Source organism: Streptomyces endocoffeicus (assembly GCF_016741935.1).
In the GTDB taxonomy this organism is placed as follows: Bacteria; Actinomycetota; Actinomycetes; order Streptomycetales; family Streptomycetaceae; genus Streptomyces; species Streptomyces endocoffeicus.
Map to the genome: position 1 here is coordinate 279,321 of NZ_JAERRG010000008.1, position 24,815 is coordinate 304,135.

The 24,815-nt window shown below is 69.7% G+C and carries 19 protein-coding genes; 16 read left to right on the plus strand and 3 right to left on the minus strand.

Features of this window, described 5'->3' with window-relative positions; genetic code table 11:
- Positions 1 to 9 precede the first annotated feature (9 nt).
- Genes hppD through JK364_RS21755 form a run of 9 tightly spaced genes read left to right on the plus strand, consistent with a single transcriptional unit; the run spans position 10 to position 10,147 of the window.
- The gene (hppD, locus tag JK364_RS21715) at positions 10 to 1,107 is read left to right on the plus strand and encodes a 4-hydroxyphenylpyruvate dioxygenase (RefSeq protein WP_201852798.1); all 1,098 of its coding nucleotides are present in this window, start codon (positions 10 to 12) and stop codon (positions 1,105 to 1,107) included.
- Entirely contained in the window at positions 1,104 to 2,252 is a 1,149-nt protein-coding gene (locus JK364_RS21720; protein ID WP_307841345.1) for an alpha-hydroxy acid oxidase, read from the plus strand. Before hppD ends, JK364_RS21720 begins: the two co-directional genes overlap by 4 nt.
- Positions 2,249 to 3,628, plus strand: a complete 1,380-nt coding sequence (locus JK364_RS21725; RefSeq protein WP_201852799.1) for an aminotransferase-like domain-containing protein — start codon at positions 2,249 to 2,251, stop codon at positions 3,626 to 3,628. Before JK364_RS21720 ends, JK364_RS21725 begins: the two co-directional genes overlap by 4 nt.
- 23 nt (positions 3,629 to 3,651) lie before the next feature.
- The gene (locus tag JK364_RS21730) at positions 3,652 to 4,824 is read left to right on the plus strand and encodes a LeuA family protein (RefSeq protein ID WP_201852800.1); all 1,173 of its coding nucleotides are present in this window, start codon (positions 3,652 to 3,654) and stop codon (positions 4,822 to 4,824) included.
- Positions 4,821 to 6,224, plus strand: coding sequence for a 3-isopropylmalate dehydratase large subunit (gene leuC, locus JK364_RS21735; RefSeq protein WP_201852801.1), 1,404 nt, complete (start codon positions 4,821 to 4,823; stop codon positions 6,222 to 6,224). The genes JK364_RS21730 and leuC overlap by 4 nt, the downstream gene beginning before the upstream one ends.
- Before the next feature lie 8 nt (positions 6,225 to 6,232).
- Positions 6,233 to 6,853 carry a 3-isopropylmalate dehydratase small subunit gene (leuD, locus tag JK364_RS21740; RefSeq protein WP_201852802.1) on the plus strand — a complete coding sequence of 207 codons (621 nt, stop codon included), beginning with the start codon at positions 6,233 to 6,235 and terminating at the stop codon, positions 6,851 to 6,853.
- Between the two features lie 10 nt (positions 6,854 to 6,863).
- The gene (locus JK364_RS21745) at positions 6,864 to 7,889 is read left to right on the plus strand and encodes an isocitrate/isopropylmalate dehydrogenase family protein (protein ID WP_201852803.1); all 1,026 of its coding nucleotides are present in this window, start codon (positions 6,864 to 6,866) and stop codon (positions 7,887 to 7,889) included.
- Positions 7,890 to 7,946: 57 nt separating this feature from the next.
- A complete protein-coding gene (locus JK364_RS21750) occupies positions 7,947 to 9,011 on the plus strand; it encodes an SAM-dependent methyltransferase (protein ID WP_201852804.1) in 1,065 nt (354 codons plus the stop codon).
- A gap of 32 nt (positions 9,012 to 9,043) precedes the next feature.
- Complete coding sequence (locus JK364_RS21755; RefSeq protein WP_201852805.1) at positions 9,044 to 10,147, plus strand: pyridoxal phosphate-dependent aminotransferase; 1,104 nt, start codon at positions 9,044 to 9,046, stop codon at positions 10,145 to 10,147.
- 114 nt (positions 10,148 to 10,261) lie between these two features.
- Here the strand turns inward: JK364_RS21755 and JK364_RS21760 are convergent, their stop codons facing one another.
- Entirely contained in the window at positions 10,262 to 11,470 is a 1,209-nt protein-coding gene (locus tag JK364_RS21760) for a cytochrome P450 (RefSeq protein ID WP_201852806.1), read from the minus strand.
- Positions 11,467 to 12,720, minus strand: a complete 1,254-nt coding sequence (locus JK364_RS21765) for an MFS transporter (RefSeq protein ID WP_307841346.1) — start codon at positions 12,718 to 12,720, stop codon at positions 11,467 to 11,469. The genes JK364_RS21760 and JK364_RS21765 overlap by 4 nt, the downstream gene beginning before the upstream one ends.
- Positions 12,721 to 12,877: 157 nt before the next feature.
- On the opposite strand from JK364_RS21765, the gene ileS reads away from it, so the two are divergent.
- From ileS to JK364_RS57040, 6 genes are all read left to right on the plus strand, one after another.
- Positions 12,878 to 16,030, plus strand: coding sequence for an isoleucine--tRNA ligase (ileS, locus tag JK364_RS21770; RefSeq protein ID WP_307841347.1), 3,153 nt, complete (start codon positions 12,878 to 12,880; stop codon positions 16,028 to 16,030).
- Entirely contained in the window at positions 16,027 to 17,583 is a 1,557-nt protein-coding gene (locus tag JK364_RS21775) for an amino acid adenylation domain-containing protein (RefSeq protein ID WP_201852808.1), read from the plus strand. Before ileS ends, JK364_RS21775 begins: the two co-directional genes overlap by 4 nt.
- A gap of 3 nt (positions 17,584 to 17,586) precedes the next feature.
- Positions 17,587 to 17,883, plus strand: coding sequence for an acyl carrier protein (locus JK364_RS21780; RefSeq protein ID WP_201852809.1), 297 nt, complete (start codon positions 17,587 to 17,589; stop codon positions 17,881 to 17,883).
- Positions 17,880 to 18,926, plus strand: a complete 1,047-nt coding sequence (locus tag JK364_RS21785) for a GNAT family N-acetyltransferase (RefSeq protein ID WP_201852810.1) — start codon at positions 17,880 to 17,882, stop codon at positions 18,924 to 18,926. Before JK364_RS21780 ends, JK364_RS21785 begins: the two co-directional genes overlap by 4 nt.
- A gap of 82 nt (positions 18,927 to 19,008) precedes the next feature.
- On the plus strand, positions 19,009 to 19,794 hold the full coding sequence (locus JK364_RS21790) for a hypothetical protein (RefSeq protein WP_307841348.1): 786 nt from the start codon (positions 19,009 to 19,011) through the stop codon (positions 19,792 to 19,794).
- A gap of 287 nt (positions 19,795 to 20,081) precedes the next feature.
- Positions 20,082 to 20,213 carry a hypothetical protein gene (locus tag JK364_RS57040; protein WP_269146278.1) on the plus strand — a complete coding sequence of 44 codons (132 nt, stop codon included), beginning with the start codon at positions 20,082 to 20,084 and terminating at the stop codon, positions 20,211 to 20,213.
- A 142-nt stretch (positions 20,214 to 20,355) separates the two neighbouring features.
- Here JK364_RS57040 and JK364_RS21795 read toward each other — a convergent pair whose 3' ends face one another.
- Positions 20,356 to 21,237: a GNAT family N-acetyltransferase gene (locus JK364_RS21795; RefSeq protein ID WP_201852811.1), complete on the minus strand. Its 882-nt coding sequence runs from the start codon at positions 21,235 to 21,237 to the stop codon at positions 20,356 to 20,358.
- 230 nt (positions 21,238 to 21,467) lie between these two features.
- On the opposite strand from JK364_RS21795, the gene JK364_RS21800 reads away from it, so the two are divergent.
- A complete protein-coding gene (locus JK364_RS21800) occupies positions 21,468 to 24,746 on the plus strand; it encodes a GH92 family glycosyl hydrolase (RefSeq protein WP_201852812.1) in 3,279 nt (1,092 codons plus the stop codon).
- Positions 24,747 to 24,815 lie beyond the last annotated feature (69 nt).

Consider the following 24,815-nt stretch of genomic DNA (forward strand, 5'->3'; position numbering starts at 1 on the left):
GAGTTCCCCATGGCTCGAAATTCCCGTACCTCCAGGCTGCCCGAACTCAACCTCAGCCACGTGGAGTTCTACGTCGCCGACGCTCAGGAGCAGGCCGACCGGCTCGCTGACACGTACGGATTCACCGCCGTCGCGACCTCGGGTGCGCCGGACGGGCCGAGTGACCACTTCTCCATCGCACTTCGCCAGGGCGACATCGCCCTCGTCGTCACCGAGCCGCGGTCAAAGCTGCACCCCGCCCACGCCTATGTCACGGCGCACGGCGACGGTGTCGCCGACATCGCCGTGCGCACCGCCGACGTACGGGCCGCGTTCGACAGGGCGGTGGAGGCCGGAGCCAGGCCGCTGGCCCAGCCGCGCCGGCTGGAAGGCTCCCGCGGCGGTCTGACGGCCGTGATACACGGGATCGGCGACGTCCGGCACACCTTCGTGCAGGCTCCCGACGACGACACCTTCTTCCTCCCCGGGTTCCCGGACACCGCAGTACCCTCCGAGCACGTCGGTGCGGCACTGCTCGACATCGACCACTTCGCGGTCTGCCTGGAGGCCGGCAACCTGGACGCCGCGAGGGCGTTCTACGAGGCGGCCCTCGGGCTCGGCCTGGTCTTCGAGGAGAAGATCAGCGTAGGCACCCAGTCGATGCGCTCCCAGGTGGTGCAGAACTCCTCGTGCACGGTCACGCTGACGCTGTTGGAACCCGATCCCACCGCCGACCGTGGACAGATCGACGCGTTCCTGGACAGTCACCTCGGTGCGGGCGTACAGCACATCGCGTTCCGGACCGAGGACATCGTGGACACGGTCGCGACGCTGGCCGACCGGGGCGTGGAGTTCCTGACCACCCCGGGCTCCTACTACGACCTGCTCGGCGACCGGCTGACTCCGGCCGGGCACTCGATCGAGGAACTGCGGCGTCTGAACGTGCTGGCGGACGAGGATCACGGAGGGCAGCTGTTCCAGATCTTCACGCAGTCCGCCCACCCACGCCGCACGTTCTTCCTGGAGATCATCGAACGGCTGGGAGCGAACACCTTCGGCAGCAGCAACATCAAGGCCCTGTACGAGGCGGTCGAAGCCGAGCGGGCCAAGTCGGGGGCGCTCTCGTGAGCGCACCGGCGTATGACACCGAGAGGCTGTTCGACATCGATGACGTCGCGCACGCCGCTTCCCGGGCGCTTCCCGGCCACGTGTGGGACTTCATCGACGGCGGCAGCGGCGGCGAGTCGACGCTGGCGGCCAACCGCACCGCCCTGAGCGGGATATGCCTGGTGCCCCGCGCCCTGACCGGCGTCACCCGCGGCGACTGCGCGGGCGAGATGCTCGGTAGCCCGGTGAGCGCGCCGCTCGCGGTCGCTCCCATGGCCTACCAGCGACTCGTCCACCCGGACGGCGAACTCGCCCTGGCCCGCGCGGCCCGTTCCGCCGGGGTGGTCTACGTCGCGAGCATGCTCAGCAGCCACACGGTGGAGGAGATCGCCGGCGTCGGTGCCGAAACCTGGTTCCAGCTCTACTGGTTGCGCGACCGGGCCCGCACCGGGGAACTGATCGAGCGCGCCGAGGCAGCGGGTTGTCGTGCCCTCGTCCTCACGGTGGACGTTCCGCGCATGGGCCGCCGGCTGCGCGACATGCGCAACGCCTTCGCGCTGCCCGGCACCGTGACCGCCGCGAACTTGGAGACATCCGCTGCCGACGGCCGAGGTTCTACCGCTCACGCCGCCCGGCCCGGCGCCTCGGCCGTGACGGCGCACACCGCCGAAACCCTGGATCCGACACTGAGCTGGGCAGACCTGGCATGGATCCGCGCCCGGACCGGTCTCCCGCTGATCATCAAGGGGATCATGGACCCCGGCGACGGGACCAGGGCGGTCGACGCCGGGGCCGACGCGATCGTGGTCTCGAATCACGGCGGGCGCCAGCTCGACGGCGCCCTGCCCAGCATCAGCGCCCTGCCCGGCGTCGTCCGGGCCGTGGACGACCGCTGCCCCGTGCTGATGGACGGCGGGATCCGCAGCGGTGCGGATGTGCTCAAGGCGCTCGCTCTGGGCGCCACGGGCGTGCTGGTGGGCCGGCCCGCCCTGTGGGGATTGGCCGCGGGCGGGCAGGACGGCGCCTCGGCCGCGCTGCGCCTGCTGCACACCGAGCTGGAGGAGGCGATGGCACTCGCCGGATGCGGCGACCTCACGGCGGCCCGGCAGCTTCCCGTCAGGACGACGGCCGGCGCGCGCGTGACGGACGAGGGAACCGCGCGATGACCACCACGGCGGAGTCCGGACCGTACATCGGCACCGGCGGACCGGCGGGCCTCTGCCTGGAGGACCTCCACGGCTCGCTCACCGACCCTATGTCGGACTCGATGAACCTGCTCAACGAGGTGGCGCAGCGGTACCCCGAGGCGCTCTCCTTCGCCGCCGGCCGCCCGTACGAGAACTTCTTCGAAGCCGAGCAGGTCCATCGCCACCTGCGGGTCTTCTGTGAGCACTTGAGCGCCGTACGCGGCTGGTCGGACGAGGAGGTACGGCGGCTGCTCTTCCAGTACGGCCGTACCAAAGGCGTCATCCACGACGTGGTCACCAGGAACCTGGCGGTCGACGAAGGCTTCGAGCCGGACCCGGAAGCCGTCGTGATCACCGTGGGCTGCCAGGAAGCCATGTTCCTGGTGCTGCGCGCACTGCGGACGAGTTCCCGGGACGCGGTCCTCGCCGTCTCACCCACCTACCTTGGTTTCAACGGAGCCGCGCGACTGGCCGACATGCCGGTGCTGCCGGTGCGTTCCGGGGACGACGGAGTGGACCTCGACGACCTCGTCCGCACCGTGCTGCGGGCGAGGGACGACGGGCTGCGTCCCCGGGCCTGCTACGTGATCCCCGACTTCTCCAATCCCCTGGGGGTCAGTCTCCGCACGGACACCAGACGCCGGCTCCTCGACCTCGCCAAGGAGCACGATCTGCTGCTGCTGGAGGACAACCCCTACGGTCTCTTCCCCGCAGGCACGTCCCGCCCGCCTACCCTCAAGTCCCTCGACACCGACCGACGCGTGGTCTACCTCGGCTCGTTCGCGAAGACGGTCATGCCCGGCGCCCGGGTCGGGTTCGTTGTGGCCGACCAGGAAGTCACCGACGGCGGCGGACGGCGAGTCGGGCTGTTCGCCGACCAGCTCGCGAAGATCAAGAGCATGCTGACGGTGAACACCTCACCCGTGGCACAGGCGGTTGTCGCAGGCAGACTGCTGGAGAACGAGCACACGCTGGTCCGGGCCACCGCGCGCGAGGCGGAGCTGTACCGCGGTAACCGCAAGGTGCTGCTTCAGGGTCTGGAACAACGGTTCCCGCCGGGCTCCGGGGTTTCCTGGAACACACCCGACGGCGGCTTCTTCCTGGTCCTGACCGTGCCGTTCCGCACCGACGACGCCCTGCTGGAGCATTCGGCACGGCGGCACCGGGTGATCTGGACCCCCATGCACCACTTCTACGCCGGCCGTCCCTACTCCCACCAGATCCGCCTGTCGTTCAGCACCCTGCGGCACGAGCAGATCCGGACCGGCCTGGACCGGCTTGCCGGCCTCGTCCAGGAGCAACGGGCCCAGGCAGGTCAGCACACGACCGACGTACCTCCGTACTCGAACAGGTAACCGACCCGAACGGCGGTAGGACAATGCGCCGAATACGCGTTTTCGATGCGACACTCCGTGACGGGGAACAGGCCCCGGGTAACGCGATGTCCCCCGAGCAGAAGCTTTCTCTCGCGCTGAAGCTGGAGGAGATCGGAGTCGACACGGTCGAGACCGGCTACCCCGGTTCGTCACCGTCCGACTTCAAAGCCACCCAGCTGATCTCGAAGTCCCTCACCAAAGCCGGTTTCGCGACATTCAACCGCTGCTCGCGCGAGGACATCCAACTGTCGATGGAGGCTGCCGGGGACAACCCGCGTCACCAGGTGCAGGTCTGCTGCACCGGCAGCGACATCCACCTGCGCCACAAGCGTGGCATCACCCGGGCCGAGGGCCTCCGTGAGATCGATGACTCCGTCCGGTTCGCCCGGTCACTGGGTGCCGTCGACATCAACCTCGCCGTCGAGGACGCGAGCCGCGGAGAGCACGAGTGGATCCGCGCACTGGTCGGCACCGCGGTCGAGGCCGGGGCGACCGCCGTGACCCTCGCCGACACCACCGGCTTCGCGGTTCCGCAGGAGTTCGGTGAACTGATGGCGGCGGTGCGTGCCTGCGTCCCCGACGACATCGTGCTCGCGACGCACTGCCACGACGATCTCGGGCTCTCGCTGGCCAACGCGCTGGCCGGCCTCGCGGCCGGGGCCGACGAGGTCCAGGCCACGCTCGCGGGCATCGGTGAGCGTTCCGGCAACACCGCGCTGGAGGAGCTGGCGGCGGTGCTGTCGTACAAGGGCACCGAACTCGGCATGGACACCGGTGTCCGCACCGAACTCCTCGACGAGGCATTCGAGCTCCTCGCCGACGCGATCTCGCTGGACCGCCCACGCAACAAGGCCATCTTCGGAACGAACTCGTTCGCCACACAAGCGGGCATCCACCAGGCCGCCATGTTGCAGAACCCCGTCACATACGAGTTCATCAGGCCCGAGAGCTTCGGGCGCCGAAGGTCCCTGCTCGTCGGCAGGCACTCCGGGCGGTCGATCCTGCGGCATCTCCTGTCGCAGTTGGCGGTGCCGGCCGACGACGACCTGGTGGCCGAGCTGTACCAGGAGTACATCGCCGACCGGCCGAACGGGGAGTGCGACGAGCTGGACGTACTGCGCGACCGGCTGGCGAGCCGGCTCGGCGTGACGCGCGGTACCGGAGTCGGGGTATGAGCGGGGCTCCGGCGACGATCATCGACAAGCTCTGGCGCGACGCCGTCGTGTGCACGGAGCCGGACGGGCCCGATCTGCTCTACGTCGACCTGCACCTCGTCCACGAGGCGACCTCGCCGCAGGCGTTCGAAGGTCTGCGGCTGAGCGGCCGTACGGTCCGCCGGCCGGACCTGACGCTGGCGGTCGAGGACCACAACGTACCGACCGACTCGCTGACCGTCTCCGACGCCCTCAGCCGGGAGCAGCTGGAGGCCCTGCGCCGCAACTGCGCCGACCACGGCATCGCCCTGTTCCCGCACGGCCACCGCCGGCAGGGTGTCGTACACGTCGTCGGCCCGGAACTCGGCCTGGTCCAGCCCGGGATGACCGTGGTGTGCGGAGACAGCCACACGTCCACGCACGGCGCGTTCGGTGCTCTCGCCTTCGGTGTGGGGACGAGCGACGTCGAACACGTCCTCGCCACCCAGACCGTGGCCGTGCAGAAGCCTCGGACGATGCTGGTGGAGTTCAGCGGGTCCCCGACCGACGGCGTCACCGCCAAGGACCTGATGCTGGCCCTCATCACGCAGATCGGCGCCAACGGTGCGCACGGCCACATCGTGGAGTACCGGGGCGACGCGGTGCGCTCGCTCTCCATGGAGAGCCGCATGACGATGTGCAACCTCAGCGTGGAGGCAGGGGCCAGGGCCGGGCTGATCGCCCCTGACGAGACGACCTTCGCCTACCTATCGGATCGGCCCGGCAGTCCCGCGGGGCCGGCCAGGGAGGAAGCGGTCGCCCACTGGCGCGCCCTGACCAGCGACCCCGGTGCCGTCTTCGACCGCACGGTGACCGTCGACGTCTCGGGCCTGACCCCGTGGGTGACCTGGGGCACCAACCCCGGCCAGGCCGTGCCCCTCGCGGGCACAGTGCCCGATCCCGCGGCCTTCACCGACCCCGATGAGCGGGCAGCGGCACGACGCGCCCTCGACTACATGGACCTCGCCCCCGGCACACCGATGCGGGAGATCGGTATCGACACGGTCTTCATCGGTTCCTGCACCAACGGCCGGCTCGACGACCTGAGGGCGGCGGCGGAGGTACTGCGCGGCCGCCGGGTCCTCGACGGCGTACGCGTACTGGTGGTGCCCGGCTCCATGGACGTCCGCGTCCGTGCCGAACGAGAGGGGCTGCACGAGGTCTTCGCCGACGCGGGGGCCGAGTGGCGCCTGCCGGGCTGTTCCATGTGCCTCGGTATGAACACCGACCGGCTCCCCGGCAGGCAGCGCTGCGCCTCGACCAGCAACCGCAATTACGAGGGCAGGCAGGGACCGCGGGCGAGGACCCATCTGGTGTCTCCTGCCATCGCCGCCGCCACAGCGGTCACCGGCCGGCTGGCACTGCCCGCAGACCTTCCTTGAGGAGAACCGTGGAACCGCTGAGAAGCCACACCGGAAGGTGTCTTCCGCTGCGCCGCAGCAACGTGGACACCGACCAGATCATCCCCAGCGAGTACTGCCGGAGCGTGCGCCGGACCGGCTATGCGGACGCGCTGTTCGCCAGATGGCGAACGGACCCCGACTTCGTACTCGAACAGCCCGAACGGGCCGGTGCGACCGTGCTGTTGGCGGGCGCCCACTTCGCCACCGGCAGTTCGCGCGAACACGCCGTATGGGCGCTGCGGGACTGGGGCGTCGCGGCCGTCATCGCCCCGAGCTTCGGCGACATCTTCTGCCGCAACGCTCTCAAGAACGGCCTGCTCGCCGTCGCACTGCCGGATCGGGCCGTCGCGTCGCTGCTCGAACGCGCCGAGCGTGACGCCGCGTTCGAGACCACGCTGGATCTGGTGGAGTGCCGGGTGTCGGCCGGCGAACAGAGCTGGGCCTTCGACATCGACGCCCGGGCACGACGGTTGCTGCTCGCCGGACACGACGACATCACGGCCACCCTCACGAGGCAGGACGCCATCGCCCGTCACGAGAGGACCCGCCCGCACTGGCTGCCCGCGCTCACGCCCGGGTCGGCGCTGTTCCCCACGGAACAGTCCTGAGGAGCCGGACATGACAAGGATCGCCGTCATTCCCGGGGACGGGATCGGCCCCGAGGTGGTGGAGCAGGCCGTACTGACGCTGGACGAGTTCCGGCTGGGCCTGGACTTCGACTTCCTCGACCACGTCAACGCCGACACCTATCTCCGCACGGACGTGGCGCTCTCCGACGAGGACGTCGCACGGGTGGCCTCCAGCCGCTCGGCGTTGCTGGGGGCGATCGGCGACCCCCGGGTCGGGTCGCCGGCGTATGGCAGAGGCGTCCTGCTCCGTCTCCGCTTCGACCTGGACCTCTACGTGAACTACCGCCCGGCGAAGCTCCTCAGTGACCGCCTCAGTCCCCTTCGGCGTGATCGCGCCCGGGCAGTGGACTGCGTCGTCATCAGGGAGAACACCGAAGGTCTCTACACGGGCCTGGGGGGCTCGCTCCGTCCCGGAGGGGGACACGAGATCGCGCTCGACATCGATCTCAGCACCCACCGGGGCACGGCTCGGGTCGTCGACCACGCGTTCTCCGTCGCCCGCCGAGAGGTCTGCATGGTCGACAAGGCGAACGCGGTGGAGCACGGCGGCGGCCTGTGGCAGCGCTGCTGGAGAACGGCCGCGGCGCGCCATCCGGATATGGCGACCCGGCACATGTACGTCGACGCCGCCGCGATGCGGATGGTCACCGATCCCACCACCTTCGACGTGATCGTGACCAACAACTCCTACGGCGACATTCTCAGTGACGTCGCGTCAGCTGTCGCCGGCGGAATCGGCACGGCGGCCTCGGCCAACCTCAACCCGGAACGCGGCTTCGGCCTCTACGAACCGGTCCACGGCAGTGCGCCCGACATCGCGGGCAAGCAGGTCGCCAACCCGATCGGCGCCATCCTCAGCGCCGGGCTCCTCCTCGCCGACCTCGGACACACCGCCGAGGCCGCTGCTCTGCGGCATGCGGTCGCCCGGGCCGTCACGGAGGGGGAGACCACGCCCGACCTCGGCGGACCGCTCGACACCCGCAAGGCGGGACAGGCCGTGCGCGCGCGGCTGTGAGACCACGGGCGCCGCCCGTGACACACATTCATCAGCACGCTCAACGACAGGAGTGACATGTCCAACAAGGTCGAGTCGGTCGAGTCGGTCGAGGTGGTCGACGCGTCGGTGCAGGAGGAGTGGAAGTCGGTGGCCGCGACCGGCGCCAGGGAACTGGCCTCGTCGTACGTGCTGTGCAACACCGTGCTGGGACTGGCGCGGTCGGGGGTGGCCGAGCGGCTGTCGGCCGAATGGACGCCTCTCAAGGAGCTGGTACCGCCGGGCGGGTACACCGAGCTCGTGCGCAACCTCCTGCACTTCGCGGAGGTCCGTGGCCTGGCCGAGTCGCAGGAGGACTCCTGGCGGCTGACGGCGCACGGCGGCTCGCTGCTCGGCGAGGTCCCCGAGGCGGTGATCGGCTACTACGCGGAAGCCTACGGCCCGGTGCTGAGCAACATCGAGGGACTTGCCACCGGCCGACTGCACTACGGATCCGACGTGGCACGTGACACCGAGGCGCTCGGCCGCCGCTGCGAGGTGCTGTTCCGCAGCGTCGGTATGAACGTGGTCCGCGAGCTGATCGGAAGGTACCGCGCCGAGCGGGTCCTGGACCTCGGCTGCGGGACCGGCGGGATGGTGCTCGACCTGTGCCGCGAGGATCCGCGACTGCGGGCGGTGGGTCTGGACATCGCCGAGGACGCCGTCGCGCTCGCCTCGAAGCGGGCAGCGGAGGAAGGGCTCCAGGACCGGGTGTCCTTCGTCGTCGGTGACGCCTTCGTGCCCCAGGAGTGGCCCGCGGCGGCCCGGGAATGCGACCTCTTCATCGCCGTCGGCGCGGTGCACGAGCACTTCCGGGACGGCGAGGCGGCCGTGGTCGAACTGCTGCGCGCGTACTCGGAGCTGCTCAGCAGCAAGCCGGGAAGCGTACTGGTGCTCGCCGAGCCCGAACTGTTCCGGGACGCCGAGGACGCGGACTTCTTCCTGGTGCACGCCCTCACCGAACAGGGTTTCCCACAGCGCCGGGAACCCTGGCTGAAGGTGATCGAAGCGGCGGGGCTGACGTGCCGGCGGGTCCAGTCGGTGCCCAACACCATGTTCCGCTTCGCGTACTACGAGATCACCTCCGCAGCGGCACCGCGGTGAAGCCGTCCCTGCGAGCGCAGGCGGTCTCTCCCATGGAGCTGGCCGGCCTTCAGCGCCTGTCCGGAACGGGAGCGCTGGACATCGCGCTCGGCATCCCCCCGGGAGACCCGCCTGCCGCCGTCGTGGAAGCGGCCGTGTCGGCACTGCGCCGCGGCTTGCACCAGTACGCCGACCCGGCAGGGCTGCCCGAACTGCGCGCTCTCATCGCGGCAGACGCCTTCCGGACACACGGTGTGGTCGTGGACCCGGACACCGAGGTGACGGTGACGGTAGGCGCCACGGAAGGTCTGCTGACGGCGCTCCTCGCCGTCACCGACCCCGGTGACGAGGTCCTCCTGCTCGAGCCCTACTTCGAGCTCTACCCGGGCGTCGTCGAGCTGGCCGGAGCGGTGCCGCGCGCCGTCCGGCTGGAGGCCCCGGACTGGCGGTTGACCGAGGCCGCGGTGGTGCGCGTACTGTCGCCGCGCACCCGTGCCGTCGTGCTGAACACACCGCACAACCCGACCGGCCGGGTCTTCGACTCCCATGAACTCCGTCTTCTCATGGACATCTGCGCTGAACAGGGCATCGTCTGCATCACCGACGAGGTCTACGACTGCACGGTCTTCGACGGGCGCCGCCACCTGTCCCCGCTGGCCATGCCGAGGGCCCGCCCGGACAGCATCGTGGTCGGAAGCCTGTCCAAGAAGCTTCAGATGACGGGGTGGCGCATCGGATACTGCATCGCCGATCCGGAGACCACGACGGTACTGCGCACGATTCACGAACACACCACGGTTGGCACCAACCACCCCTTGCAGGCCGGCGCCCAGGCGCTGACGGCATCCGACGTCCTGGACGGTCGCCTGCTGTTCCAGCAGCAGAGGGACGAACTCGTGGCCGGCCTCTCCTCGCTCGGATTCACCGTGAGCCCGCCGGAAGGGGGCTGGTTCGTCTTCGCCGGCACCGAGGCCCTCGGCTGGTCCGCGCGGGAGCTCTCACGCGCGCTGGCCGTCTCGGCAGGCGTGCTCGTCGCGCCGGGAACACCCTTCTTCGGGCGGCCGGAGGACGGTGACCGCTGGATACGGACGACCTTCGTCCGCGGCGCGGAAACGACCCGAGCGGCGCTCGACCGGATGGCCGCCTACCTGTCGTGACAGGCTGACGCAGAGGGCTGAGCAGCGGCCCTCCGGCAAAAGGGGTGCGGGCCCGACCTTCGAAAGGAAGGTCGGGCCCGCACTCATGACCGATCAACCCCGGATCATTTACGCTCACCACAGGACGGGGAGTTCGACCGGCCCGAACGTGCCCATGTGAGCGAAGTCGATCTCGTCGGCAGGCACGGCGAGCCGGAGCTTCGGCAGCCGGCGCAGCACAGTGGTCAACGCCGTCTGGAGTTCCGCGCGAACCAGGCTCTGCCCCAGACACTGGTGGCTGCCGTAGCCGAACGCCAGGTGGTGGCGAGCGGTGCGGCCGAGGTCCAGCGTCTCCGCGGCGTCGAACACCGTGCCGTCACGGTTGGCCGCGGAGAGAGCGACGAACACCCCGTCGCCCGCGCGCAGCAACTGGCCGCCGATCTCGACGTCCTCGGTCACCACGCGCGCGAATCCGGCGTCGGCCGCCGAAAGGAACCGCAGCAACTCCTCGACGGCGGCGGCCTCGACCGCAGGGTCGTCCGTGTCCCGCAGCATGCCCGACTGGACGGGATCGTCGAGCAGCGCCAGGACACTGAGTCCGATCATGTTCGTCGTCGCCTCGTGCCCCGAGATCAGCAACAGCAGGGCGAGATCGGCCAGCTCGTCCCGGCTGATGTGACCGGCAGCCAGCTGCTCGCCGACCAGCCGGCTGATGATGTCGTCCTCGGGCCGGCGCTCCTTGACCTTCGTCAACTCGCGCAGGAAGCCGCGCATCTCCTCACCCGTCCGTGCGACCTGTTCGGCCGAGGAGTGGGTGTCCAGCAGCGCGATGCTGCGCGACTGGAAGAAGTCATGCTCCTCGTAGGGGATCCCGAGCATCAGCGATATGACCAGAGAGGGGAAGGGGAGGGCGAACTCGGCCATCAGATCGGCGGGCGAGCCGTTGCGTGTCATCGTGTCGATGAGGTCGTCGGCCAGCTGCTGGATGCGGGGACGCAGCGCCGCCGTCCGCCTGGCCGAGAAGTCACGGGCGACCATGCTCCGCAGCCGCGTGTGACCGGGATCGTCCATCCGGTTGAAGGAGGCTCGCAGCGGTGTCGCGACCTGCGAGGCCGGCGAGACCGTGGGCATGTCGTCCCGGGCTCCGTCGCTGCTGATGCGTGGGTCGCTCAGGACGGCACGGACGTCCTCGTAGCGAGTCGCCACCCATGCCTCGCGTCCGTTCCACAGGCGGATCTTGCGCAGGCCGCCGGCCCTGCTCCACGCGACATAGGCATCCGGCGGGTCGAATGGGCAACCGACGCGGGTGATCGGGTAGTTCGGAAGGTCGGCGTCTGTGTTCACGAGACACCCTTCAGGGGGGTCGACGGCAGGGGGGAGGAACCGAAGTACTGCGCGCGGGTCCGCGCTGCCCAGCGGACAGCGGGGCCCATGACCAGTGAGGCCAGGAAGAAGGCTGCGCCGAGGATCAGCCAGCCGGGCGTTCCGTACTCGATGAGCAGAGACGTGAGAAGCACCGGCGCGATCATCATGGAAGCGGCGTAGCCGGTGAAGAAGAAGCCCTGATACTGACCTTGCTTGTCCGGTGGGGCGAGTTCGTAGCTCACCACCCAGGCCGCGGCGGACAGCACCATCTCGCCGTAGACGTGGACGACGCCGCCGCCGACCAGCAGCAGGCCGGACACGAGTGACGAGCCCGTCGACGACACCGCGAACAGCAGGCAGCACAGCAGGAGCACCGTTCCGGAGCGGCGGAACGCCACAACGGCCGAGGTCAGGTTGTCGACCCCCTTCGTGATGCGCACTTGGAACGACACCACGCACACGGTGTTGATCAGGAACAACAGGGTCACGATCCACGGGGGAGCGGTCGTGTGCCGGACGATCCACAAGGGGAGCACGATCTCGAGCAGTACCGCGTACAGGGACAGCACCACGCTGATGAGTGTGATCAGTGCGAAGGGGCGGTCGCGTAGCACGGCCAGTCGTGGCTCTCCCGCAGCGGGTGCGGGTGCGGCAGCCGTCGCGGGCAGGGTCATGAGCAGGAGCGCGGAGACGAGGAAGCTCAGCGCGTCGAGGATCAGGACGACGCGGAAGGCGCTGTCGCTGCCTATGTGTATCGCGAACCCCGCGAACAGCGCGCCGAGCGAGATGCCCGCGTTGTTGACCGAACGCAGGTAGGCGCGGGTGCGAACCAGTTCGGGCCCTCGCAGGACGGCGGCGAGCGTGGCCTGGAGGGCCGCCCGGCCGCCCCGTTCGAGGACGACGAACGCGCAGGCCACGAGGAGGAACTGGGCGAAGGAGCGGACGAAGAGGTAACCGCTGGCCGCGACACCGTTGAGGGCCACCAGCGCAGCCGCCGTCCCACGCGGGCCCCTGCGGTCCGCCAGGTGGCCGAGCGGCACCCCGGCCAGTAGTCCCACCAGGCCCGCGATGCTCAGGCCGGTCCCCAGCCGAGCCGGAGACAATCCGACGACCTGGGTGAAGTAGAGGGCCGAGCAGGTCATGAAGGCGCCGTTGCCCATCGTCATGAACAACGTTGCGGAGGTGAGACTCCGGGCGGGCCCGTGCGCGGGAAAGAATCGACTGTCCACGACGCCAGATCCTAGGCAGGGGCGGGTAATTCGGGAGTCATCGATTTAGGCAAGTGGGAATGACCGCAGAATTACTCGCGAATCCTAGAGTGAGGGCCATCCGGCCGATGTGGCCGCAATGGGTCCGCGATGCGGGGAAAACCGCGAGGAGTGTCTGGTGGGGTACTCGAAAACGAAGCCGAGCGAAGGCGTGCCCGCACGTCCGTTCCTTCCCGGCGTCGAACGAGCAGTCCTCGAATACTGGGAGAGCGATCAGACTTTCCGGGCGAGCGTGGAGGCACGCGGGACCGATGCCGACGGCGGAAGCGAGTTTGTGCTCCTCGACGGACCCCCCTTCGCTGACGGTCTCCCGCACTACGGTCATCTGCTGGCCGGTTACGCCAAGGACGCCGTCTCGCGTTACCGGACGATGCGGGGTGACCGCGTCGAACGCCGCTTCGGCTGGACGTGCCACGGGCTGCCTTCCGAGATGGAAGTGGAAAAGCAACTCGGTATCTCCTCCAAGCGGGACATCGAGTCGTTGGGCGTCGACGCATTCAATCGGGCCTGCCGTTCTTTCGTCATGCGCCATACGCAGGAGTGGCGGGACTACGTCAGTCGCCAGGCGCGCTGGGTGGATTTCGACAACGACTGCAAGACGATGGACCTGACCTACATGGAAAGTGTCATGTGGGCCTTCAAAACGGTGTGGGACAAGGGATTGATCTACCAGGGACACTCGATCTCCTGGTACTGCGGATCCTGTGAGACACCGCTCTCCGATTCCGAGAGCGAGGGCACGATGGACCACAGGGACACCGGACGCGAGCAACGGGACCCGGAACTGACCGTGCGACTGCGGCTGGAAAGCGGCGAGCTGGCTCTCCTGTGGACCCGCGCGCCGTGGGTGCTGCCGTCCACCCTCGCAGTGGCGGTGCACCCCGAGGCCGAGTACGTCACGGTCGAGCACGGCGGCGAACGCTACCTGCTGGCCGCGAGCCGGCTGTCGGACTACGCCCGCGAACTGGGCGAGGACGTCGCCGACCGCGTCGTGGCCACGACCCTCGGCGCCGATCTCGCGGACCGGCGCTACACCCCGCCCTTCGACTTCTTCGCCGACCACGACAACGCGCACCGCCTGGTCACGGCGAGCGATGTCAGTACCGATGAGGGAACCGGACTCGTACCCGTCGCCCCCGCCTACGGCGAGACCGACCAGGCCGTCGCCGAGGCCGCCGGTATCGCCCTGGTGCTTCCCGTCGACGCGGGATGCCGGTTCACCGACGAGGTCGCACCGTACGCCGGCCGGCCGGTCCTCGATGCGAGCCCCGCCATCGTGCGGGATCTGGAGGCGTCCGGTGCCGTGCTGCGCCACGCGACGCACCGTCACAGGTGCCCGCACTGCTGGCGATGTGGGACGCGGCTGCTCGAGCGCGCCGTGCCGTCCTGGTTCCTGGCCGTGGACGGGATTCGCCGCAGAATGCTCGAACTCAACCAGCAGATCTCCTGGACGCCGGAGCGTGTCCGCGACGGCCTGTTCGGCAAGTGGCTGGAGAACGCGCACGACTGGAACATCTCCCGGAACCGGTACTGGGGTGCTCCGATGCCGGTCTGGATCTCGGACGACCCCGCCTTTCCGAGGACCGACGTGTACGGCTCGCTGGAGGAGCTGCGACGGGATTTCGGAGTGCAGCTGTCCGACCTGCACCGCCCCGCCATCGACGAGCTGACCAGGCCCAATCCCGACGACCCGACCGGACGGTCGACAATGCGCAGGATCCCGGAAGTCCTCGACTGCTGGTTCGAGACGGGGTCGATGCCCTTCGCCCACGTCCACTACCCGTTCGAGAACACGGGATGGTTCGAACGCCACAACCCGTGCGACCTCGTGGTCGAATACCACGCCCAGACGCGCGGCTGGTTCTACTACATGCACGTCCTGGCCACCGCGCTCTTCGACCGCCCGGCCTTCGACAGCTGCTCCGTTCTCGGAGTCGTGACGGGCACCGACGGTCATGCGATGTCCAAGTCACGCAACAACTACCTGGACATCCCCGCGGTGTTCGACCGCGACGGATCCGATGCGATGCGCTGGTCGTTGCTCAGTTCACCGCTCGTGCGCGGCAGCGACCTCGTGGTCACCGAGCGAAACAGCCAGGAGGCGCTGCGCCAGGCGGTCATGCCGCTGTGGAACGCCTGGGCGTTCCACGCCCTGCACGCCGGAACCGCCGGAAGAGAGGGACGCCGCCACAGCGGGAGCACACAGCTGCTGGACCGGTACCTTCTCGCCAGAACCCGCCTGCTCGTGGGCGAGACCACACGGGCCATGGAAAGCCACGACCTGGCGGCCGCGTGCGCGCTTATGCGCGACTTCCTGGACGCGCTCACCAACTGGTACATCCGCTGTTCACGGGCCCGGTTCGCCGGCGGTGACACCGACGCGATCGACACGCTGCACACGGTGCTGGAAATCCTGTGCCGACTGATGGCACCGCTGCTGCCGATGATCAGCGAGCACGTCTGGCGGGGCCTGACCGGCGAACGCTCGGTCCACCTCACCGACTGGCCGGCCGAATCGGAACTGCCGGCGGACGATCCACTCGTAGCCGCCGTGGAACGGACTCGGCAGATCGTCTCGACCACACTGGCCCTGCGCCGGGCGGACGGCCTGCGGATCAGGCTGCCCCTGGCCAGACTCACCGTCGCGTGTGACGACCACGGCGTCCTCGAACCCTTGACCGGTCTGATCCGTGAACAGGCCAACGTCAAAGAGGTCGTTCTCGCCGCCGACCCCACCACCTACGGGACGATCCAACTCTCGGTCAACGCCCGGGCCTGCGGCCGCCGACTGGGCAGCCGTACCCAGGAGGTCATCGACGCGGTCGCGGCCGGGGCCTGGGTCAGGGAGCCGGACGGCGGCATCCGTGTGGCGGGGATACCCATGCGGCCCGAGGAGATCGACGAGCGCCTGGTCGCCGACACCCCCGGATCGGCCGTACTGCCGAACGGCGCCGGTCTCGTCGTACTCGACACCCGGGTCACAGAGGAATTGGCCGCCGAGGGCATGGCCCGTGACCTGGTGAGAGTCGCCCAGCAAGCCCGGCGTGCCGCGGGGCTGCGGCTGCTCGACCGGATCGAGCTGAACTTCGAAGTACCGGACGACGTGGCCGCCGCCGTCAGGCCGTACGAGGCGTTCATCGCGCGAGAGACCGTGGCCGACACGGTGTACTTCAAGGCCGTCGGCCGAGATGCCTTCACGGGCTCCGTCGGAAACGGAGCGCGGGCGAGAGCGTCGGTGAGCACGGTGCACACCGCGAGCGGGCCGCGATGACGGGCACCGGGCAACGCCTCGAACGCCTGGTCTCCGACCGGGCCGAACGCAGCCCGGACGACGTCGCCGTGGTGGACGCCACCGGGCACCTGACGTTCGGAGAGCTGGAGCGGCGCGCCAACCGCGTGGCCAACGCCCTCCTCGCGGACGGTCTGCTCCCCGGCGACCGGGTCTGTCTGCTGGTTCCGAAGTCGGCCCCGGCCATCGCCGCGATCCTCGGGATCCTGAAGGCCGGAGGAGTGTGTGTACCTCTGGACGAGACCGGCCCGGACTTGCGTCTGGCGGCGGTCGTGCGACAGTGCACGCCGTGTCGGCTGCTCGTGGCCCATGAGTGCTCGGCCGTGGCGCGGCGCGTGGCGGGCATGCTCGACCCGTCCGCCCTCACGGGCGTGTTCCGTCTCGGGGAAGAGGAGACCGCCGAGGATTCCGCCCCCGCACCGGTCCCGGCCGGTGACCAGGCTGCCTACATCCTGTTCACGTCCGGTTCCACAGGGCTGCCGAAGGGCGTGGTTCTCACCCACGGCAACGTGGCGCACTTCGTCACATGGGCGAACTCGCAGTTCGGTCTGCGTCCCGGTGACCGGATCTCGTGTCAGCTGCCACTGTGCTTCGACGGATCCCTCTGGGACGTCTTCGGGTCTCTGTCCGCCGGGACGGAACTGCACCTGATGTCCGGGCGCGACAACCTGCTTCCGAGCACGGTCGCCGACTTCATCAGAAGGGCACGTCTGAACCAGTGGCTCACCGTGCCGTCGGTCCTCACCTCGATGGCCGGCCTGGACGTGGTCTCTCAGGAGGACTTCCCCGAACTGCGGAGGATCTTCTGGGGAGGTGACGTCGTCCCGCTCCCCGTCCTGCGGTACTGGATGACACGCCTGCCCCACGTGCGGTTCACGAACATGTACGGCCCGACGGAAACGACGATCGTGGCGAGCTGCCACACGCTTCGGCAGATCCCGGGGGAGGACGCGGGACCGGTTCCGATCGGCACGCCGGTACCCGGGAAGCGTTTCCAGGTGCTGGACGCCGACATGCGTCCCGTCGACCGGGGGAGCGTCGGTGATCTGTACATCTCCGGCGCCGGACTCACACCAGCCTACTGGCGCGCTCCCGCCCTGACGGACAGCTCGTTCACCGAGTGGCCGGCGGGCTCCGGCAGGCGCTGGTACCGGACCGGAGACCTGGCTCGGCAGGACGGCCGGGGCGAGTTCCACTTCCACGGTCGGGGGGACCGACAGATCAAGTCGAGTGGTCACCGTGTCGAACTGGACGAGGTGGCGGCCGCACTGACCGCCCTGTCTGATGTGGGGGACGCTGCCGTGGTCAGCATCCCGGCCCCTGAGGCCGAGGGGAACCGGATCTGTGCGGCATACGTACCAGCGGCCGGTGCGCGGCCGGACGTGACCCGGCTGCGCACCGCGCTGGCCGCGAAACTGCCGCAGTACATGCTGCCTGCGCACTGGCGTGAGTGTGACTCACTGCCGACGAACGTCAACGGAAAGACCGACCTGCTGGCTCTCAGGCAAATATTCGTCGACGACAGGAGGAAATGAAGAATGAACGTGTCTCCCGATAGGCAAGACGTCGCGCAGACGGTTTTGGACTGTCTGCGGAACAAACTGTTCCTCGATGGAGTGACGGTCGACACCCACCTGATCGAGTCCGGCCTGATCGACTCGGTCGGGTTTATCAGGATGTTCGTCGTACTGGAGGAGGAGTTCGGCATAGAGGTCACCGCCCGGGATCTGTCGCTGGAGCGGTTCCAGAACGTCGGCAGCATCAGCCGGTTCGTGATCGAAAAACTGGAAGAGGGCGGCGGCAGCGAAATGCCAGTGGATGTGGTGCGGGCATGAGTGACTATCGGATCACGGCGTACGCGCCGCGGCATCGGAACGCGGTGGTCGAGTTCCAGCAGATGCTCTGGCAGGGCGGCGCCAGGGGCAACTCCGCTTACTTCGACTGGAAGTTCGGGGACAACCCCTACCTGGACGACCGTTACGTCACGTTGGCATGGCAGGGATCCGAGCTCGTCGGGATGCTCGGCGTCTTCGGATCGTACTGGGAGGTCGACGGCCACGGCAGGGTGATGCTGCCGTGCCTCGCTGACACCGTGGTGGCTCCGGCGCACCGGGGCGGACCACTGTTCGGGCGCATGCTGGGGTGGCTCGTGGACCGGCTGCGAGCCGACGAGGTGCCATGGCTGCTCGACTTCGGCGACCAGCCGGCCGGGCCCGCCATGCTGATGAGCGGCTGGACGGCGGTCGGCCCCTGGCCCGTCGCCAGCGCCGAGCGCGAGGTCTCCGGGAGGGAGCAGGGGGCGTGGGACGCGCAGGAAGCCGTTCGGGGCCCCCGCTCCGGAGCGACGATCACGCCCCTCGCGAACAGCGTCCCCGAGATGCCGGCGATGGCCGCCAAGCTCGACACGCGTGGCAGTGTCCGCGTGGTCCGTGATGAGGAGTACTTCCGCTGGCGGAACGCGAATCCGCTGGCCCGGTACTTCCACCTGGTGGCGGAATCGCAGGGGACGGTCGGCTACCTGATAGCCCACCGGACGGCGGTCGACACGGACGACGGCCCCACTCCGACCACGATCGTGGAGTGCGAGGCACTCGACGACGACGTATGGCGCGACCTGATCGAGACGGCTGTCGCAACCGTTCCGGGCAAGGTGGTGACCATGTGGGTGCGTGACCTCGCCCCTGCCCGTGAACAGTCCCTCGGGTCGCTGGGGCTTTCCCTGACACGACCCAGCGGCCGGCTGAGCCAGGACATCCACCTGCCGAAGCTCGTGATGCGCTCCACCGGCGCGGTCGACGGCGACTCCGCCCCGCTCTCCACGCTCACCTCCCCGGAGGTATGGGATCTGCGGGGCGTCTCGGGCCGCGGATGGCGTTGAGCCGCCGGCTATTGCTCGCCGGTGAGCCGTCAATGGAATGCGCCACTTCATATCTTATTCCGCCGCGAGTAAATTCAGGACCGTGGGCAGCCGTCCGAGCAGAAAGAGTCAGCACGTGAAAGGTGGGGCATTGTCTTCCATGGACACAATGAAGCACCAGCCGGACGACGAGAACGAGGTGCACGACCTGGTCACTTTCGAGGACCCGGACCTCAATCGTGTCACGCCTCTCGCGCAATTTCCGGAAGGGGTCGCTCTCGCGATAGTCGAGAAACTGGCCAACATCGTGCGACAGGCGCACGGAACCGAGACCGCGACGCGCCCTGACGAGGACGGCATCGTGCGTGCCCAGAGTTTCGAAGAGGGCAATGTCTACATGACGGAAAGGCCCTTCGAGGGATACTTCGCCGACCGCTACCTCATGGACTTCTACGACGTCGAGGAGCGCGACATCTGTTCCCGGATGCATCTGCACACGGGACTTCGCTTCGTCCGCATGATGACCGGGCCGGCCACGCGGATCAGGGTGTCCAGCCTGTCGCCGTTCATCGTCTGCGACGTACCGGGAGTGACTCCCTTCGTCCCGCACGCCTTCGAGGACGACCTGCCCGGAACCCCGCCCGGAGTGCAACGGACCCGGTACAACCTGATCGTGCCCGAGAACTCGTGGCTCGACATGCAGGTCCCCCGAGGCGTCTCCCACCAGTTCAACGCGATCGGGCCGAACGCCGTAATCGACTCGGTACATCCCGAGGAATCCATCGAGACGTTCCGCGAGAGCATGAGCAGTTACCGCATGATGGCCCAGACCGTCTTCCTCGCCGAGGAGAAGGAAGGCGCCAGCACCTGCGCCGCGCTGCCCGGTTGATACGCCGGCAGAACCCGTCGGCGACGCTCCCCCGGAATCCCCTGATTGCCGCTCGGCGCAAGCCGGTTGACCAGATCCGGTGCGCCAAGGGCTGCCGGGAGCGACGTGTTGGTGGTCATGGAGAAGAGCGGTCACCCGGTCGGCTTCTACGAGACGACCACGGGACGGCGTCCGCAGCGGGTGCAACTGCTGCCGGCCGCCGCACTGCCGGTACTGCCGCGACGCAAGCAGTACTTCAAGGCCGCGACGCGAGTGCGGCCGCATACGGGTGTCGCGCGCCGCGGTGTGTGGAGGCGGGCCTGCTCGACGGCGACGTGCTGGGCGTCGAGACCGAACCGGCGGTGCTGCTGGTCGTAGCCGGGCTGGAGCGGTGGCCGGCCGGGGCCGAGAAGAAGGCCGCGGCCCTCACGAGGGGCTGATCCGCCCAGATCAGGACGGCCGCGTGTGCTGGACGTCGGGGATTGCCACGTCGGCGACGACGGGCCGCACCCCTCGGCGGGGGTGCGGCCCGTCCACGTATCAGGGCCCCCGCGGCCCGTTCGCGTACCCGATGCCCCGCGGTCAGAGAAACGTCCCCGAAGGGACGTACGGCATCGGGGGCGGCATCCCCCGCAGGCACACATAGCCGCTCGTGGACAGCTCGAGCCCGGCCTCGATCCCCACGTCCACCGCCCACTGCTGCTCGGCCGTCAGCCCCGGCACCCGCGCGTCGGCGCCCTCCGGGAGGCACAGCAGCGCGGCGGTCAGCAGCCGCTTCGCCAGCCGCCGCGAGGTCGCGGCCAGCATCTCGACCTTGCCGTCCTCGGCGACGTAGCAGTAGCCGCTGCCCGCGAGGTCGTCCACCACCAGCAACCGCCGCTGGGTGAGCAGCAGTTCGTGGTCGGCGCCGTGCGCGCCGCCCCGGGTGCGGCGGTCCACCGAGTCCAGCAGGTCCCGGTGGCGGGCCACGCCCTCGTGCACCGCGCCGTCCGGCGGGGACAGCCGCTCCTTGGTCTCCGGTCCGACCGTGCCGCGCAGCCGCATCGCCGGATGCAGCGCGAACCCCGCGCGCCGGTAGGTGCTCGCCGCGCGCGGATCCTCCGATCCGCAGATGATGCCGCGCAGACACCCCCGTCCGTACAGCAGCGCCGCGGCCAGCAACTCCCGGCCCACGCCCTGCCGCTGGGCCCGTGGCAGCACCGCGAACATCGACAGCCCCCAGGTGCCCTCGCGCCGGGCCGACAGCGTCACGCCGAGCGGCATCCCGGCCTCGTCCAGGGCGAGCCAGCAGCCGCCCGGGTCGGTGCGGGCGAGATGGCGGTTCCGCTCATGGACCTCGGCCACGTACCCCGGCGGCCATCCGTCCTTGCCCGCGAGGGCGGCGGAGTCCCCGAAGGCGGCGGCCACCACCTCCCATGCCGCCTCGGCGTCCTCGTCGGTGTCACGTAGCTGGCGGAGGATCATGCGCCCATGATGGCGCGTCCGATGGGCGATTGCCGGTACGCGGAAGCGGCTTGCTCGACCGGCGAAAGCGACAACGTTGTCAGTCTGACTGCAACGATCAGTACGCCGCCAACCAGGCGTCCCTGTCAAGACCGTCACCGCACCCTTACGGCCGACGGCCCCCGTGCGATACGGTCCCCACGGCTTGCTCGACCCGGCGATCGCGGCCCTTCCGACAAGGTGGGACCGCAATGCCCTCAAGACCCCTGGCCGCCCTGGCGGCCGCGGCCCTGACCGCGGGGCTCCTGGCCACCGCGGCCACCGCGCCCGCGTCGGCCGCCCCGCCGCCGACGCTGGTCGAGGACCCGGCGGCGTACGTCGATCCGCTCATCGGCAGCTCGGCCGGCGGCAACACCTTCCCCGGTGCCGTCGCGCCCTCCGGCATGCTGTCGTGGAGCCCGGAGAACACCCGCGGCGACGCCACCCGGACCGCCGCGCCCGGCGGCTACCACTACGACGCCACCCGCGTCCGCGGCTTCAGCCTCACCCATATGTCCGGCACCGGCTGCGCGGGCGGCGCGGGCGACATCCCCTTCTTCCCCCACGTCGGCGAGGTCACCTCCGCACCCGCCGCCGACACCAAGGACCAGGTCTACGCCTCCGACTTCAGCCACTCCGACGAGACCGCCGAACCCGGCCGCTATAAGGTCTCCCTCGCCTCCGGCGCCGGTGCGGACCTGACCGCCACCGCCCGCACCGGCTCGGCCCGCTTCACCTACCCCGCGGACAAGACCGCCTCCCTGCTGATCCGCACCTCCTCCTCCGAGGTCGGCAGCTCGGACGCCGACCTCACCATCGACCCGGCGCACCGCACCGTCTCCGGCTCGGTCACCAGCGGCAACTTCTGCGGCTATCTCGACCCCGAGGGGCGCCGCAGCTACTACACGCTGCACTTCACCGCCACGTTCGACACCCCGTTCACCGCCCAGGGCACCTGGCGGGACGGCACCCTGCGGCCCGGCACCACCAGCGCCGAGGGCGGCTCCGGCTATGGCACCGACGGCCGCCCGGTGGCCGGGAAGGGCTCCGGCGGCTATCTCCAATTCGCCCCGGGCACCCGCCGGGTGGGCGTCAAGGTCGGCATCAGCTACGTCAGCGACCAGGGCGCGCGGGCCAACCTCGCCGCCGAGAACCCGCCGCGGCGCGGCTTCGACCAGGTGCGCACCGCCGCGTACGACGCCTGGCGGCGGCAGCTGTCCGCCATCCGGATCGGCGGCGGCGCGGGCGCGGACCGCACCACCTTCTACACCGCGCTCTACCACTCGCTGCTGCACCCCAACGTCATCAGCGACACCGACGGCCGCTACCGGGGCAGCGACGGTGAGGTGCACCGGGTGAGCCGGGGCCACCGGGCCCAGTACGGCACCTTCTCCGGCTGGGACGTCTACCGTTCCCAACTCCAGCTGCTCACCCTGCTGGAGCCGGACAAGGGCTCCGACATCGCGCAGTCCCTGCTGAACCTCGCCCAGCAGAACGGCGGCGTCTGGGACCGCTGGCTCCAGGGCGCCTCGGGGACGCATGTGATGAACGGCGACCCGTCGGCCGCCGCCCTCGCCGGGATCCGGGCCTTCGGCGGCGACGACTACGACCTCGACGCCGCCCTCGACTCGCTCGTCAAGGCGGCCACCGAGCCGACCGCGAAGGACCTCAGCCCGGCGGGCAAGCCCATCATGTCGGTCGGCCAGCGGCCCTCCCTCGACAAGTACCTGAAGCTGCACTACATGCCGTCCGTCTCCAACGCCTGGGGCGGCGCGGCCGAGACCCTGGAGATGTCCGGCGCGGACTTCGCCCTCTCCCAGCTGGCGCGGGCCGCCGGCCGTAAGGACACCGCCGACACCTTCGCGCGCCGCGCCCAGTGGTGGCAGAACAACTTCAACGCCGCCGCCGACCCGGAGACCGGCGGCTATGCCGCCAACCGTAAGGCCGACGGCAGCTGGGTCACCGGCTTCACCCCGGCCACCGGCAACGGCTTCGTCGAGGGCACCAGCGCCCAGTACACCTGGATGGTCCCGCACAACCCCGCCGGTCTCTTCGCCGCGATGGGCGGTAAGGACGCCGCGATCAAGCGCCTGGACGCCTTCTTCCACGACGCCGACGGGGGCTGGGCGCTCACCGGGGCGGGCGGCGAGAAGTCCGAGCTGGACAACGAGCCGTCGATCAACGTCCCCTACCTCTACGCGTACGCCGGGCAGCCGTACAAGACCCAGGAGACCGTGCGCGCCGCGATGAGCCAACTGTGGACCACGAAGTCCGACGGCATCCCCGGCAACGACGACCTCGGCGAGATGTCGTCGTGGTACGTCTTCTCCGCCCTCGGCATGTACCCGCAGGTGCCCTCCCGCGCCGAACTCGTCCTGGCCTCGCCCCTCTTCCCGAGGATCGAGATCGACCGCGGCGCCCGGGACATCTCCATCCGCGCCCCGCAGGCCGCGCCCGGCGCGCCCTACGTCCAGGCGCTGAAGGTGAACGGGCGGACGAGCGACCGCCCCTGGCTGCCGGAGTCCTTCGTACGGCAGGGCGGAACGCTGGACTACACCCTGTCCGACGCCCCCGACCGCGCCTGGGGCTCGGCCCCGTCCGACGCCCCGCCCTCCTTCCGCGAGGGCGAGCAGCCGTACCAGATCGGAGTCGGCCCGACCACGGGCACGCTCGCCCCGGGAGACAGTCTGACCGTGAAGGTGGCCGCCGTCCCGGTCAGCGAGGGCGACCGCCCCGAGGTGCGCTTCACCACCGACGCCCCCGACGGGATCACCGCCTCACCCGCCTCCGGGACGGTGGGCCCCGACGGCACGGCGGAGATCTCCCTGCGCGCGGGGAAGGACACGGCCGAGGGGTTCTACGACGCGAAGGTGACGGTGACCAGCGAGGGCACCGAGGTCGTCCAGCCGATCACCCTCACCGTGGCCGCCCCCGGCTCGCTGCTCGCCGCGTACAACAACGTCGGCGCGACCGAGGACGCCGGCGAGCACGACGAGGGCGACTACGACGGCGGCGGCTGGAGCTACTCCCGCCAGGCCCTCGCCGCCGCCGGCCTCGAACCGGGCGCCAAGGGGACCACCCAGGGCCTGGACTACACCTGGCCCGCCTCCCCGTCCGGCCGCCCCGACAACGCCTCCGCCACCGCCCAGACCATCGCCCTGCCCCCGTCCACGGGCCTCTCCTTCATCGGCAGCGCCGTCAACGGCAACCAGAAGGCCACCGCCAAGGTCACCTACACCGACGGCAGCTCGGACGAGGCGGACCTGTCCTTCACCGACTGGACGGTGGGCGGCGGCGCCGGAACGGTCCAGTACGGAAACGTGACCCTCGCCAAGACCGGCTACCGCAACATCAGCGGCGGCGACAAGGACGTGGTGGACGCCTACATCTTCGCCACGAAGGCGTTCCGGGCGCCGGAGGGCAAGACGGTCAAGAGCGTCACCCTGCCCGACAACGCCGATCTCCACGTCTTCGCGATCGCCCGCGGCTGAGTGAGTCAACGCGAAGAGTCGCGACCTACGATCGAGTGAAGCGAGGGCAAGTGCCACCGGCACTTGCCT

Bases quoted from the DNA above. Each gene is read 5' to 3' on its own strand.
- hppD (WP_201852798.1), top strand. From the start codon at position 10: ATGGCTCGAAATTCCCGTACCTCCAGGCTGCCCGAACTCAACCTCAGC.
- JK364_RS21725 (WP_201852799.1), top strand. From the start codon at position 2,249: ATGACCACCACGGCGGAGTCCGGACCGTACATCGGCACCGGCGGACCG.
- JK364_RS21730 (WP_201852800.1), top strand. From the start codon at position 3,652: ATGCGCCGAATACGCGTTTTCGATGCGACACTCCGTGACGGGGAACAG.
- leuC (WP_201852801.1), top strand. From the start codon at position 4,821: ATGAGCGGGGCTCCGGCGACGATCATCGACAAGCTCTGGCGCGACGCC.
- JK364_RS21745 (WP_201852803.1), top strand. From the start codon at position 6,864: ATGACAAGGATCGCCGTCATTCCCGGGGACGGGATCGGCCCCGAGGTG.
- JK364_RS21750 (WP_201852804.1), top strand. From the start codon at position 7,947: ATGTCCAACAAGGTCGAGTCGGTCGAGTCGGTCGAGGTGGTCGACGCG.
- JK364_RS21755 (WP_201852805.1), top strand. From the start codon at position 9,044: ATGGAGCTGGCCGGCCTTCAGCGCCTGTCCGGAACGGGAGCGCTGGAC.
- JK364_RS21775 (WP_201852808.1), top strand. From the start codon at position 16,027: ATGACGGGCACCGGGCAACGCCTCGAACGCCTGGTCTCCGACCGGGCC.
- JK364_RS21780 (WP_201852809.1), top strand. From the start codon at position 17,587: ATGAACGTGTCTCCCGATAGGCAAGACGTCGCGCAGACGGTTTTGGAC.
- JK364_RS21785 (WP_201852810.1), top strand. From the start codon at position 17,880: ATGAGTGACTATCGGATCACGGCGTACGCGCCGCGGCATCGGAACGCG.
- JK364_RS21795 (WP_201852811.1), bottom strand. From the start codon at position 21,237: ATGATCCTCCGCCAGCTACGTGACACCGACGAGGACGCCGAGGCGGCA.
- JK364_RS21800 (WP_201852812.1), top strand. From the start codon at position 21,468: ATGCCCTCAAGACCCCTGGCCGCCCTGGCGGCCGCGGCCCTGACCGCG.